The organism is Vibrio sp. THAF64 (assembly GCF_009363455.1).
Taxonomy (GTDB): Bacteria; Pseudomonadota; Gammaproteobacteria; order Enterobacterales; family Vibrionaceae; genus Vibrio; species Vibrio coralliilyticus.
This window is the reverse complement of the sequence record NZ_CP045355.1, coordinates 1,015,004-1,027,686: the sequence shown is the minus strand read 5'-3', so window position 1 is coordinate 1,027,686 and position 12,683 is coordinate 1,015,004. Positions and strand designations below refer to the sequence as shown.

Sequence of the window (12,683 nt, the reverse complement as noted above, 5' to 3'; positions counted from 1 at the left end):
TATGATTATCCTTTTACTGATCCGGCGGTCAGGCCACGAACAAAATATTTTCCTGCCAACACGTAAACCAGCAACGTCGGTAGAGCGGCGATGATGGCTGCGGCCATATCCACGTTGTATTCCTTCACACCTGTACTGGTATTCACCAAGTTGTTAAGTGCTACGGTAATCGGCTGTGTATCGGATCCTGAATACACAACACCAAACAAGAAGTCGTTCCAGATCGATGTGAACTGCCAAATCACGGTCACCATGATGATTGGCGTTGAAAGTGGCAGCAAGATTTTGAAGAAGATGGTAAAGAAACCCGCCCCATCCAATTTTGCTGCTTTGATCAACTCATCAGGAATGCTGATGTAGAAGTTGCGGAAGAACAACGTCGTAAAGGCCATACCGTAGATAACGTGAACGGTCACCAAGCCCGCCGTTGTATTCGCTAAGCCCAACTTTCCTAGTACCGCCGCCATAGGCAGCAAGATCACCTGAAATGGGATAAAACAGCCAAACAGCAATAAGCTAAAGAAGAGGTTCGAACCACGGAACTGCCACTTAGTCACAACATAGCCATTGAAAGCGCCAAGTAAGGTTGAGATCGCAACAGCAGGTATCACCATCTGGAAAGAGTTCCAGAAATAACCTTTCACACCTTCACATTTCACTCCAGTGCAAGCTCCGTCCCAAGCTTTATACCAAGCATCAAACACCCACTCTTTAGGTAGGCTCATCAAATTACCCGCTTTGATATCTGGTAAGGTTTTGAATGACGTGATGACCATGACAAACAATGGCATCAGGTAAACCAGACAGAAGAAAATCAGCGCTGAGTATATGAACAGGCGAGCAAAATTCATGTTATTGGTCATGATTTTTTCTCCCTAAGCTCGGAATACAAATACGGCACCAGAATGGCAAGAATTCCGGCTAGCATCATCATGGCACTGGCAGCACCAAGGCCAATCTGACCACGCGTAAATGAATGGGCATACATAAACAATGCAGGTAAATCCGAGGAATAACCCGGCCCCCCAGCCGTCATTGCGGTCACTAAATCAAAACTCTTAATCGCTATATGCGATGTAATGATTACCGCGCTGAAGAACACAGGCCTTAGGCAAGGAAGAATAATTTTTACGTAAATCGTCGGTAGGTTAGCACCATCAATTTGAGCGGCTTTGATGATCGATGAATCGATACCACGAAGACCCGCGAGGAACATCGCCATTACAAAACCAGAAGATTGCCATACTGCAGCGATGACTAGCGTGTAAACCGCCATATCAGAGTCTACCAACCAGTCGAATTTGAAGTCTGTAAATCCCCAGTCGTGCATCAGTTTCTCGATGCCCAGACCTGGGTTTAGAATCCATTTCCAAGCCGTACCCGTAACAATGAACGACAACGCCATCGGATAGAGATAAATAGTACGAATCGCCCCTTCCTGACGAATATTTTGATCTAACAATATTGCTAGACCGACACCTAAGCCGATTGCGATCAACATAAACAGCAGGCCAAAAATGCCCAAGTTTGAAATCGAAGTGATCCAACGGTCGTTATCCATTAGCTTTTCGTACTGGGTAAAACCGACAAAATTAAAGCTAGGTAGAAATCGAGAGTTGGTCATAGATAGTGCGGCAGTCCAGAAGATGTAACCGTAAATACACACCACAGTAACCAACATGGTCGGTGCTAATACGATCTTCGGTAGCCAGGTTTGTAGCCTGTCAGCAAAGCTTGGCTTATAAACAGACTGACTTTTTGACCCAGTCAAAACATGCTCCATAACGAATCCTTGTGACACTTTCCCTGAAAGTAAGTCTTAGAATGAAAGGACAAGCAGGCTCCCCACAAGCCTGCCTGCCCTTGGGGGTGACAGAATAAAGCGCCGTTAGATCGCCGCTTTTACTGCTTTCGCCAGTTTCTGCGCGGCGTCTTGCGGATTGGCATCTTTGTCGTTAAAGAAGTTAGTCACAACGTCAAAGATCGCGCCTTGTGCGTAGCTGGTTGTTGACATGCCGTGCGCCATACTTGGTACGAGATCACCGGATTTCGCCGTCGCTTTAAACTCGTCCATTGAATCCAGTGCACACTTATCAAACTTCGACATATCCATATCCAGACGCACTGGAATAGAACCTTTATTCAGGTTGAACACTTCTTGGAATTTAGGGTCAAGAATGGTGGCTGCCAACGCTTTTTGCGCTTGTTGGTTGCCTGATTCGCCTAGCTCAAAGAAAGCAAAGCTGTCGACGTTATGAGTAAACTGACCTGCGGTACCCGGAGCTGGCACACAGACATAATCTTTACCTGCCACTTTGCCGGCTGCTGAGAATTCGCCTTTCGCCCAGTCACCCATGATTTGCATCGCCGCTTCACCATTGATCACCATAGAAGTCGCAACATTCCAGTCACGACCCGGCGAGTTCGAGTCGATGTAATCATGCATTTTCTGGAATTTGGCAAACACTTCGACCATCTTATCGCCAGACAGAACGTCCATATCCAGCTCAACAAAGGCTTTTACGTAGTCTTCGCTACCTAGAACATCAAGCGCAACCGCTTCAAACACGGTTGCGTCCTGCCATGGCTGACCACCATGAGCCAGCGGGATTAGACCTGCTGCTTTAATTTTGTCACCTGCGACAAAAAACTCATCCAAGGTCGTTGGGACTTTTGCGCCCGCTTTTTCAAATACCGCCGGGTTTGCCCAAAGCCAGTTCACACGGTGAACGTTGACTGGTACAGCCACAAAATCACCGTCCCACTTCATAACGTCGGTCACCATTTTTGGTACAACGCCATCCCAGTTACCTTTTTCTGCAACGTCATCAAGGTTAGTCAGAAAGCCCAGACCACCCCACTCTTGAATGTCGTGACCTTTGATCTGCGCCGCTGAAGGTGGGTTGCCTGACACCGCGCGAGTTTTCAGTACCGTCATCGCACTTTCACCACCGCCACCAGCAACCGCAAAATCTTTCCAGCTGTGGCCTTGCTCTTCCAACATGTCTTTCAGAACAGAAATGGATTTAGCTTCGCCCCCCGAAGTCCACCAGTGAAGCACTTCAACTTCACCCGCTTGAGTCATAGAAGCCGCTGATAAAAGGGATAAGGTAAGTAGGGTTTTATTCATTTTCATTATTATCTTCCATGTATTGGATTAGACACAGGGCTGACAGCGAAAAAGCCCCTGTTTCATGTGTTCGAAAATGAGTGTATAGATTTGCACAGATTAGATTGAAACAAACCGTAATAGGAATGTAACAACAATGTTACATTAAACTTCAAGTGTCGGTGGAATAAAGAGTTGCGCTCTTAAACCGCCTTGTGGACGATTGCTAATAATGAGATCTCCACCATGCCCATGCAGAATGTTACGGCAGATACCTAAGCCTAAACCGTGGCCCTGGTCATCAGAAGCTAAGCGAAAATACGGCTCAAAAACGGCTTCGAGCTTATCACTTGGTATGCCCGGTCCAACATCGTCAATCGAGACGGAAATCCATTCATCCGTCACTTCAATCGACACAGTGGCACTCTCTCCATATTTAACCGCATTATCGATTAAATTGGTCAACACTCGCTTAATGGCTAAGGGCTTAGCCACCATAGGTTCCATTTCGATTGGAGTAAAAGTGACACAATCGCTCTTAAAGTTCATCGGTTCGATTACCGACTGAATCATGGCATTGAGATCAATAAAGGCATTGTTCTCGTGTAAATCAGTGTCTTTCACACATTGAAGTGCGCCTTTGACCATCATCTCCAGCTCATCTAAGTCCTGATTGAATTTATGACGTTTTTTGTCGTCATCAAGTAGCTCAGCTCTTAAACGTAATCGAGTGATCGGCGTTTTGAGATCATGGGATATGGACGAAAACAGGTGCTCCCTATCAGCCACATAGCGCCTAATACGCTGCTGCATTCTGTTAAACGCTCGAGTCGCGGTGACCAGTTCACTCGCCCCTTCTTCACCTAGTGGCGGCTGATCAATATCCATGCTCATTTCATTGGCCGCTTTTGCTAAACGCTTTAACGGTTTGACTTGTCGGCGCATTAATAGATAAGTCAGACCAAGCAACAAGGTCGTCGAGAAGAAGATAAACAGGATCTGCTCTCGGCCAATTAAGGTGTCATCCAATGTGACGTAAGGTGCGGGAAGTAACGCGGCGATGTAGACCCATTCATTGCTCTTGAGCTCGATCTGTACCACCAGAACGGGAGGATCGATGGGCGATAATGTTAAAGTATGATGCGCCCATGATTTGGGTAAATCACTAAGGTAGATATCATTCTTTAGTAGACGAAGATTGTGCGCATGAGAAAAGTCGACAGATATCGAAGACACCTTAGGTAACTTGTCGTTGAGCACAGATTCCACCGCAGAAAGAGAGGCTCTTTTTAATTGTGTATCTGGAATGGGCTCAACAATCAGCTTTTCTTTATTGAATGACACAAAGAAACGCGTGCCACCCATATTACGAATCTGATCCAGCACAATATGACGATACCGCGTCGGTAGGGATTGGAAAAACGTCACGGTTGAAGCAAACATGTTCGCCATGCTTTCAGAGGCTGACTGAATACCCGCCAGCTCTTTTTGCTTCGATTCGGTATACCAGATCGCCGTGGCAATACCCTGCGCTAATATCACCGCTAATAACGCTAACCCTAGAGTACGGGTTACCAAGGAATTGGGTTTTAGCCTACTTAACAGAGTGTTCATCTATCAATGTTCAATACTGACAGGTACGGCGAGGATATAGCCATTTCCGCGCATAGTTTTAATATATTGCGGGTATTTTCCGCTATCACCCAGACGCTGACGCAAGCGACTCAACTGGACGTCAATACCTCGCTCAAAAGGAAGTGCCTCTCGTCCTCTGGTCGCAAAAGAGATCGTATCGCGATCTAAAACTTCATTCGGACGCGAGAGAAACAACATTAAGAGTGCAAAGTCACTGCCCGACAGATCGTGTTCTTCTTGAGTATCACTATGGGTAATTTTGTGCGCTAAGGTATCAAGTTGCCAGTCACCAAACGTAATCTGTTTCGGTAGAGCGTCTGAACCTTTTTCTTCATTGATTTGAACTCGTCGCAAGACTGCTTTGATTCGAGCGATGAGCTGACGTGGATTAAATGGCTTGGCAATGTAGTCATCGGCACCAATTTCCAGACCAATGATCTGATCAGTTTCGTCCGACACTGCGGTCAGCATAATAATAGGTACATTAGAGTCGCGACGAATGTGTTGGCACAAAGTAAAGCCATCATCACCCGGTAGCATCACGTCAAGAAGCACCATATCAGGGTAGCCTTCTTGATCGAGGTGCGCTTTTAATTCATCGCCATCCGCCACGGAGTTGACCTGATAACCCGCTTTGGTCAGGTATTCACCCAACAGCTCCCGTATTTCTAGATCATCATCTACAACAAGTATCTTTGCGTTCATTCACTTCAATTATTACTTACGATGTCTGGCTCTAGTTTAGAGATTAATAGGAATGGGGCAGATTGATAATATTGGATTATTTGATCACAAAACAGATTCAGATCACAACCTATTAACAAATATAAAAGTAATTCAGTGCTTTTTCACAAGAGAGGTCAATTAGGAAGAGCAGCTGATCTCCATTTTCTTCCCCCATTCGGGTGGCAGCTTAGCGTACTCGTCCATTTCCGGCTGCTCATCATAAGGATATTTGAGTAGTTCAGCGACTCGGTTCACTTCACTAAAATCGCCTTCTTCCGCTTTATCAATCGCAAGTTGAGCGAGATAATTACGCAATATGTATTTAGGGTTTACGCGCCGCATGGCTTCGCAGCGCTCTGATGCCTCATTAGGAGAACCAAATTCATCGACCTCTTGTTCACATCGGGCAAGATAGTCTGTAAGCCATACTTTTACCGCTTCACGATCGAAAAACAAATCGACCACGACTTGGGGATCCTTACGGTCTAGATTGGATACCTCACGCATAAAGCGTGTGTAATCGACTTGGTTTTTCTCTAACAATTTGAACATCGATTGGAAGAGCTCACTGTCCTTTTCTCGCTTGCTCTGAAGGCCGAGTTTACTTCGCATTAGTTGGCTGAAACTCTTGCCAAGTATGCCTTCATACTGCTCCAGTACTGATTCTAAGTCGTTCTTCTCAATGAGCGGGGTTAACGCGTGGGCAAGGGCCGATAAGTTCCACAATCCCACTCTAGGTTGCTGATCAAACGCATAACGGCCTTCGTAGTCAGAGTGGTTGCTGATGTAACTAGGATCATAATCGTCAAGAAACCCAAACGGGCCATAATCAAACGTCTCGCCAAGAATAGACATATTGTCGGTATTCATCACGCCGTGTGCAAAACCGTAAGCCTGCCAGTGCGCAATCAAATTCGCCGTTCCTTTTACAACATGTTCAAACATCGCTAAGTAAGGCTTGTCAGCTTCGATGCAGTCGGGCCAGTACCACTCAATCACTTTATCAGCTAACAACTTCAGTTCTGTTATCTGGTTGGTGTAAAAGAAATGCTCAAAATGCCCAAAACGAATATGGCTTTGAGACATTCGCAGTAAAAGCGCGCCCTGTTCGGCTTTTTCACGGTAAACAAGAGTATCGCTGGTTAACATCCCTAACGCACGCGTCGTTGGGATCCCTAAGCCTGCCATTGCCTCACTGCACAAATACTCTCTGATCGTGGAGCGCAATACCGCGCGCCCGTCGCCCATTCTCGAATAAGGCGTTAATCCAGCACCTTTAAGGTGGATGTCAAATAAGATGCCTGACTGATTAGAAATTTCGCCCAGTAACAATCCCCGACCATCACCTAAATCAGGGTTGTAGATACCAAACTGATGACCCGCATACTTCATGGCCAAACAAGGGATAGGCATAGGTTTAAGTTCGCCAGCAAGAAAAGATTTCAGTGAGTCTTGTGGCGCTTGCAAAGGTAGGCTGAATTGGCGAGCAAGCTCACTGTTCCAAGCCACCCAGCGACTGTTGTCGAGCGCTTGCGGCTGAACATGGGTATAGAATGCTGAAGGAAATTGACTAAAGCGGTAGTTAAGGTTGAGCGACGACAGAGAAGACATATGCAGTCCAATTACAAAGCTGTTATCGCAAAAAGTAGCATAAAGCGGAAAAATATGCTTTGAAAGCTGCCCTAATAAATGATTTTAAAAGTAAGTAGTTACACACCTATTAAGGCTTAGCTTCACTGACGTCCAATGTTAGATAAGAGCAAAAACACCCACAATACCAACAAGTGAAAATAGACAAGTACGGCTGATAACGCCAAAGTTAGAAGGTTGGATCATTTCTTGATGCTGCATACGTTCTCCTCGTTGTTTTTATTACATCTTAATTACAATATGATGAATTCGAAGACTTTTCTCAATACACACCAAGATTAAATTTTTATGACAATCTGAAAAATTTGAGAGCTTAGGCTAGTTTTTTTGAGTTTTAAAAAGTGTAAACAATTGGCTCCAGTGCAAACTTTGTAGTTAAATTGCGGCTAAAATTCGCGAAACTCGAATCAAATAACAACAATCGAATTTTAGGCTCGAACAGGTGGGAAGCAATTAATTATTTCAAGCCTAAGCTAATACGCACAAAGTTATCATCTTCGTAATCAACTTTATGTTCAAAAATTGCAGAAGTGTAAATGGTTCGAAGAATGGCATGCTTTTCGCCACGAGTGCCACGAAATAGCATTGAAATATCAGCAGATAGACGATTACGATTGTCAAAATGCGTATTCAAATCCGGTGACAGCACACACAATAGGCAACCTTTAGGATTAAAGGCTAAGTCCACCTCCTCTGCACTAGACACCAATACCGTCGTATTAAGCTCTTTCTCCAGCATGTTAATCAGCAGTAAAAAGCTATCTAGATGCGGCAATTCATCGCCATGAATGGGCGAGAACAGATTGCCTAGCATTGATTCCATATCCAGATGCTGAGATCGAGCGTGGCTAACCAGAGAACGAACTTTCTTCTTAAAAGGCTTATATTTCTTGCTATTAGCCGCTTTGTTCAGCCAAGCAGAAAGAATGTCGTTAATGTCCGAGCGCGATTTTCGGCCTAAGGCATGTGCAGAATGATTGGTGTGCAGATGAAGCAATGCATGCAATGCTAGCTCAGACAGGAGAGGCTCAAACTCGGGTTTAATTTTAGTATGGATACTGCGCATGTTGTCTGAACGTATGGTGCCCTGTTCAAGCTTTAATCAATTTAGGTACTTTGAGAAGGAACGCTATGCTACAGAAAAGCTCAGCTTATGTACAGGTCGAATTTAGTGCAATCATCACGCAATGGTTACAACCCAATTTTCATCCTTCTACGAAACGACAAAACCCTGACAGCCTTTAAGCTATCAGGGTTTCTAAATAAATGGCACGCCCTGCAGGATTCGAACCTGCGACCACATGCTTAGAAGGCACGTGCTCTATCCAACTGAGCTAAGGGCGCGCTACAGGAAAAGGATTATACGAGTTCGAGTCCTTAAAACAAGGTCTTTTCTTAACATTCTGATCTGAATGACTAAAAAAAGGTCACCGAACTTCATTTTGATTAAAAACACCCCAAAGCAAACGTTTGCTTATAGATGTTCGTCAAATTTTTTGCGACAATGCGCAGCAACTAAATAGCCATTCTATTTAAAGGAACGCCATGACTGCTCAAAATATTGATGGAACACTTATTTCTCAAACCGTTCGATCGGAAGTTGCCGCTCGTGTAAAAGCTCGGGTTAATGCGGGCTTAAGAGCGCCTGGCCTGGCTGTTGTGCTGGTCGGTGAAGATCCAGCGTCGCAAGTGTACGTTGGAAGCAAGCGCCGCGCGTGTGAAGAAGTAGGATTCGTATCAAAATCATTTGATCTTTCCGCTTCAACATCAGAAGAAGAGTTGCTGTCTCTAATCGATGAGTTGAATGCTGACGAAGAAATTGATGGCATTCTGGTCCAGCTGCCATTACCCGCTGGTATCGATGCAACACATGTTTTAGAGCGTATTCACCCAGAAAAAGACGTTGATGGTTTCCACCCTTATAACGTTGGTCGTCTTGCTCAGCGCATTCCTAAGCTTCGTTCATGCACACCAAAAGGCATCATCACGTTACTTGACCGCTACAATATTAATCTTCGCGGTATGCATGCTGTTGTTGTTGGTGCTTCCAATATTGTTGGCCGCCCTATGACGCTTGAACTTCTGCTAGCTGGCTGTACAACGACCACTTGCCACCGATTCACCAAAGATCTAGAAAGCCATGTTCGTCAAGCAGACTTGGTGGTAGTGGCTGTGGGTAAACCTAACTTTATTCCAGGTAATTGGATCAAAGAAGGCGCCGTGGTAGTCGATGTCGGTATCAACCGCTTAGAATCTGGCAAATTAGTAGGTGACGTCGATTACAAAAACGCAAAGGAAAGCGCGAGCTTTATTACTCCCGTTCCTGGTGGCGTTGGGCCAATGACAGTGGCCAGCTTGATTGAGAACACTATGTTGGCTTGTGAGCAGTTTCACACTAAAAAGAAATAACAAAAAAGCCACTCGCAAGAGTGGCTTTTTCAATCATCCGATATGAATCACAGCTTTTGTCGGCCTAATAGGGAATGTGAAAGCGTTGTTCCGTCCACTAGCTCCAATTCACCACCAACAGGGACACCATGAGCAATTCTGCTCGCCTGAACCTGATGTTCCTTACACAATTCAGCGATATAGTGAGCCGTTGCTTCCCCTTCGACCGTTGGGTTAGTTGCGAGAATAACCTCAGATACATCCCCTCGGCGTAAGCGGTAATCGAGCACATCAAGGCCTATGTCACTCGGACCAATTCCGTCAAGTGGTGACAAATGGCCCATAAGAACAAAATAACGGCCAGAGAACTGACCTGTAGATTCCACTGCAGCTATATCAGCTGGGCTTTCAACCACACAAATTTGACCATTTTCCTGACGTTTAGGATTGGTACAAATATGACATGTTTCTTCTTCGGTAAAAGTGCGACATTCATTGCAGTGGCCGATTTCCGTCATTGCTTGGCTTAGCGCATCCGCTAGCTGCAAACCACCCTTTCTATCGCGCTGTAACAAATGAAAGGCCATACGCTGAGCTGACTTGGGGCCAACCCCAGGCAGACAACGTAAGGCCTCCATCAATTGCTCCAGCATATGACTGGTGCGCATTAACTAACCCTATCGATTAGAAAGGCATTTTCATGCCTGGTGGTAGTTGCATACCTCCAGTCACGCCAGCCATTTTTTCTTTCTGAGTTTCTTCAACACGACGAGCAGCGTCGTTGAAAGCAGCAGCGATAAGGTCTTCTAGCATTTCTTTGTCGTCTTCCATCAGACTTTCATCAATCTCAACGCGACGCACACTGTGGCTACCCGTGATAGTGACTTTTACTAGACCAGCACCAGACTCACCTGTCACTTCCATATTTGCAATTTCTTCTTGAAGCTTTTGCATACGCTCTTGCATTTGCTGGGCTTGCTTCATTAGATTGCCCATACCGCCTTTACCAAACATGATTATCTCTCTGGTTATTTAGCTTATTTCGTTAATAGATGGGGTCGAAGTGTAAGTTTTCAACCCCAGACTTAAATTGGTCGTACACTGTCTTTATCCAGTTCAGCAGCAAATCGCTGCTCTATAAACTGGACATGATTGTCATTTTCTAGGCTGATAAAAGCCTGTTGCAATCTGCCTTGATAAAGCTTTTCTCTCAGCTCTAAAGGTGTTTCTCCACTGTCACCTACCTCAACAGTAAGATGGCATTCCTCACCGGTAGCTCTGTTGACTGCCTCGAGTAACTCACTTTGCGCGCGCTCAGTATTTAAATGCGCTTGCTGAGGCCTTAATGTCAGTGCAATTGATGGGCCTTGTTTTTCAAAATGAGAGTTCAGAGCCAATTGTTCGGTCAGCTTTGCCGTATCCAACTGGCTAATCAGCTTCGCCCACTCATTTTTCTCTAAGCTCTCTTCTGCCAATTTTTGGGCCATTTCAGGCGTTTTTTCATGTTCCAACGCCTTTTTTATCTGAGTTGGAGTAAGTTCACTGCCCTGTTTTTCGACTTGAGGCAGTGTCGGCTTCCACTGATAAGGCTCATTCTTATCCAGCTCAGGTGTCGCTACCGACTGTGAGTTTGACAATGGCGACACCGGCATAGTTCCTGAGTGTCGCTGAGCAACTCGGTCAAGAACAGAATCTGATTTTTTTGCTGATGTCGCGTTAGCCTTTTTTGGCGTATTTCCTTGATTGATCCCTTTGCGTTGAGAACGAAGCTGGTGACGCAATCCACTCACAGGCGACGTAAGTTGGTTCTGTTGCACTGAAGGCGGAACCTGCTGCTCTTGAGGCATAGGTTGAACCGGTGCTTCATACTGCGGAGGAGTGTAATCCATAGGCTCAGGACTATATTGCTCAGGCATGTAACCAGCCGGAGGTAACTCTTCTCGCTCCTGCGAATAGGAAGGAGTCGGTGCGACAGGCGGCGTTACATTGGGAGCAGGCGCACTAGAGACAGGCTGAGAGACTGAAACTGGTGTCGACGGTTCTGACTGAACAACATCTGTCGAGATAGCATGTGCATGAGGTTTTGCCGACGGTCTGAATGCCATCATTCTCAGCACAATCATCTCTAGGCCGATGCGCTCTGAAGGCGCTAAAGGTAGATCTTGGCGGCCTTTCAAAGCAATTTGATAATACAGCTGAACATCTTGAGGTGCTAACGCACGGCTCAAGAGCTCTACTTTTTCTGCGTCAGGTTGCGCCTTGTCTAGGGTCGCAGGCAGTGCCTGATACATTGCTAATCGGTGTAACTGAGTCGCAAGCTGTTGGAGTAGCCCATCCCATTCAACACCGTTTTGCGCTAAAGCCGATAAACTGTCCATCGCAACCTGAGGTTGCTTTGAGCTGATCGCCTCAAGCAAATGCAACGCCTGATCGGTATCCAGTGTACCCAACATATGCGCCACACTGTCGGCAAGCACCTGTCCATTCCCCAATGCAATAGCCTGATCACTTAAGCTTAGTGCATCACGCATACTGCCATCTGCGGCATGCGCAATCATTCCAAGCGCTCGGGGCTCAGAAGAAACTTGCTCATGCTTTAAAATATGATCCAATTGCTCATGGATATTATCAACACTGATTGGCTTAAGATGGAACTGCAAACAGCGAGATAAAATGGTAACTGGCAGTTTCTGAGGATCGGTTGTCGCCAGAAGGAATTTCACATACTCAGGCGGCTCTTCAAGTGTTTTAAGCAACGCATTAAAACTATGGCGCGAGAGCATGTGAACTTCATCGATTAGATAGACCTTAAATCGACCACGTGCAGGTTTGTATTGCACGTTATCAAGCAATTCACGAGTATCTTCAACTTTAGTGCGTGACGCTGCGTCGATTTCTAATAGATCGACAAATCGACCTTCATCGATTTCTCTACAAGTATCACAGATGCCACATGGCGTAGCGGTAATCCCTGTTTCACAGTTCAGCCCCTTGGCAAACAATCGACCTATGGTCGTTTTACCGACACCACGTGTCCCGCTAAACAAGTAGGCATGATGAAGCCTGTTCTGGGCTAAAGCATTTTCTAATGCTGTCAAAACATGGCGTTGCCCTACAACTTCATTAAACTTTGTAGGTCGCCACTTTCGAGCTAAAGCAAGATAACTCATGAATA

At 45.6% G+C, this 12,683-nt stretch carries 11 protein-coding genes and 1 tRNA gene; 1 reads left to right on the top strand and 11 read right to left on the bottom strand.

What is annotated here, in order from left to right:
• Window positions 1-5: 5 nt before the first annotated feature.
• From FIU99_RS04715 to FIU99_RS04680, 8 genes are all read right to left on the bottom strand, one after another.
• On the bottom strand, window positions 6-863 hold the full coding sequence (locus FIU99_RS04715; protein WP_019277875.1) for a carbohydrate ABC transporter permease: 858 nt from the start codon (window positions 861-863) through the stop codon (window positions 6-8).
• Window positions 860-1,783, bottom strand: a complete 924-nt coding sequence (locus FIU99_RS04710) for a carbohydrate ABC transporter permease (protein WP_019277874.1) — start codon at window positions 1,781-1,783, stop codon at window positions 860-862. Before FIU99_RS04710 ends, FIU99_RS04715 begins: the two co-directional genes overlap by 4 nt.
• 105 nt (window positions 1,784-1,888) lie before the next feature.
• Window positions 1,889-3,136 carry an ABC transporter substrate-binding protein gene (locus FIU99_RS04705; protein ID WP_006959371.1) on the bottom strand — a complete coding sequence of 416 codons (1,248 nt, stop codon included), beginning with the start codon at window positions 3,134-3,136 and terminating at the stop codon, window positions 1,889-1,891.
• A gap of 138 nt (window positions 3,137-3,274) precedes the next feature.
• Window positions 3,275-4,723 carry an ATP-binding protein gene (locus tag FIU99_RS04700; RefSeq protein WP_038161026.1) on the bottom strand — a complete coding sequence of 483 codons (1,449 nt, stop codon included), beginning with the start codon at window positions 4,721-4,723 and terminating at the stop codon, window positions 3,275-3,277.
• Window positions 4,724-4,726: 3 nt separating this feature from the next.
• Complete coding sequence (locus FIU99_RS04695; protein ID WP_152472056.1) at window positions 4,727-5,449, bottom strand: response regulator; 723 nt, start codon at window positions 5,447-5,449, stop codon at window positions 4,727-4,729.
• 159 nt (window positions 5,450-5,608) lie between these two features.
• Window positions 5,609-7,081, bottom strand: a complete 1,473-nt coding sequence (locus tag FIU99_RS04690) for a YdiU family protein (protein WP_152472055.1) — start codon at window positions 7,079-7,081, stop codon at window positions 5,609-5,611.
• 496 nt (window positions 7,082-7,577) lie between these two features.
• Complete coding sequence (locus FIU99_RS04685; protein ID WP_152472054.1) at window positions 7,578-8,186, bottom strand: DUF2913 family protein; 609 nt, start codon at window positions 8,184-8,186, stop codon at window positions 7,578-7,580.
• A gap of 201 nt (window positions 8,187-8,387) precedes the next feature.
• Window positions 8,388-8,464 (bottom strand) — tRNA-Arg (locus FIU99_RS04680).
• Window positions 8,465-8,665: 201 nt separating this feature from the next.
• Here FIU99_RS04680 and folD point away from each other — a divergent pair.
• Window positions 8,666-9,529: a bifunctional methylenetetrahydrofolate dehydrogenase/methenyltetrahydrofolate cyclohydrolase FolD gene (folD, locus tag FIU99_RS04675; RefSeq protein WP_006959385.1), complete on the top strand. Its 864-nt coding sequence runs from the start codon at window positions 8,666-8,668 to the stop codon at window positions 9,527-9,529.
• 47 nt (window positions 9,530-9,576) lie between these two features.
• Here the strand turns inward: folD and recR are convergent, their stop codons facing one another.
• The 3 genes from recR to dnaX form a co-directional block, all read right to left on the bottom strand.
• Window positions 9,577-10,176 carry a recombination mediator RecR gene (recR, locus tag FIU99_RS04670; protein ID WP_006959387.1) on the bottom strand — a complete coding sequence of 200 codons (600 nt, stop codon included), beginning with the start codon at window positions 10,174-10,176 and terminating at the stop codon, window positions 9,577-9,579.
• A gap of 16 nt (window positions 10,177-10,192) precedes the next feature.
• Window positions 10,193-10,522, bottom strand: a complete 330-nt coding sequence (locus tag FIU99_RS04665; RefSeq protein ID WP_006959389.1) for a YbaB/EbfC family nucleoid-associated protein — start codon at window positions 10,520-10,522, stop codon at window positions 10,193-10,195.
• A gap of 71 nt (window positions 10,523-10,593) precedes the next feature.
• Entirely contained in the window at window positions 10,594-12,678 is a 2,085-nt protein-coding gene (gene dnaX / locus FIU99_RS04660; RefSeq protein WP_152472053.1) for a DNA polymerase III subunit gamma/tau, read from the bottom strand.
• Between the last annotated feature and the right edge of the window lie 5 nt (window positions 12,679-12,683).

What these genes read in the sequence shown, in the direction of transcription:
- FIU99_RS04715 (WP_019277875.1), bottom strand. Translation starts at nt 863, where the DNA reads ATGACCAATAACATGAATTTTGCTCGCCTGTTCATATACTCAGCGCTG.
- FIU99_RS04710 (WP_019277874.1), bottom strand. Translation starts at nt 1,783, where the DNA reads ATGGAGCATGTTTTGACTGGGTCAAAAAGTCAGTCTGTTTATAAGCCA.
- FIU99_RS04705 (WP_006959371.1), bottom strand. Translation starts at nt 3,136, where the DNA reads ATGAAAATGAATAAAACCCTACTTACCTTATCCCTTTTATCAGCGGCT.
- FIU99_RS04700 (WP_038161026.1), bottom strand. Translation starts at nt 4,723, where the DNA reads ATGAACACTCTGTTAAGTAGGCTAAAACCCAATTCCTTGGTAACCCGT.
- FIU99_RS04695 (WP_152472056.1), bottom strand. Translation starts at nt 5,449, where the DNA reads ATGAACGCAAAGATACTTGTTGTAGATGATGATCTAGAAATACGGGAG.
- FIU99_RS04690 (WP_152472055.1), bottom strand. Translation starts at nt 7,081, where the DNA reads ATGTCTTCTCTGTCGTCGCTCAACCTTAACTACCGCTTTAGTCAATTT.
- FIU99_RS04685 (WP_152472054.1), bottom strand. Translation starts at nt 8,186, where the DNA reads ATGCGCAGTATCCATACTAAAATTAAACCCGAGTTTGAGCCTCTCCTG.
- folD (WP_006959385.1), top strand. Translation starts at nt 8,666, where the DNA reads ATGACTGCTCAAAATATTGATGGAACACTTATTTCTCAAACCGTTCGA.
- recR (WP_006959387.1), bottom strand. Translation starts at nt 10,176, where the DNA reads ATGCGCACCAGTCATATGCTGGAGCAATTGATGGAGGCCTTACGTTGT.
- FIU99_RS04665 (WP_006959389.1), bottom strand. Translation starts at nt 10,522, where the DNA reads ATGTTTGGTAAAGGCGGTATGGGCAATCTAATGAAGCAAGCCCAGCAA.
- dnaX (WP_152472053.1), bottom strand. Translation starts at nt 12,678, where the DNA reads ATGAGTTATCTTGCTTTAGCTCGAAAGTGGCGACCTACAAAGTTTAAT.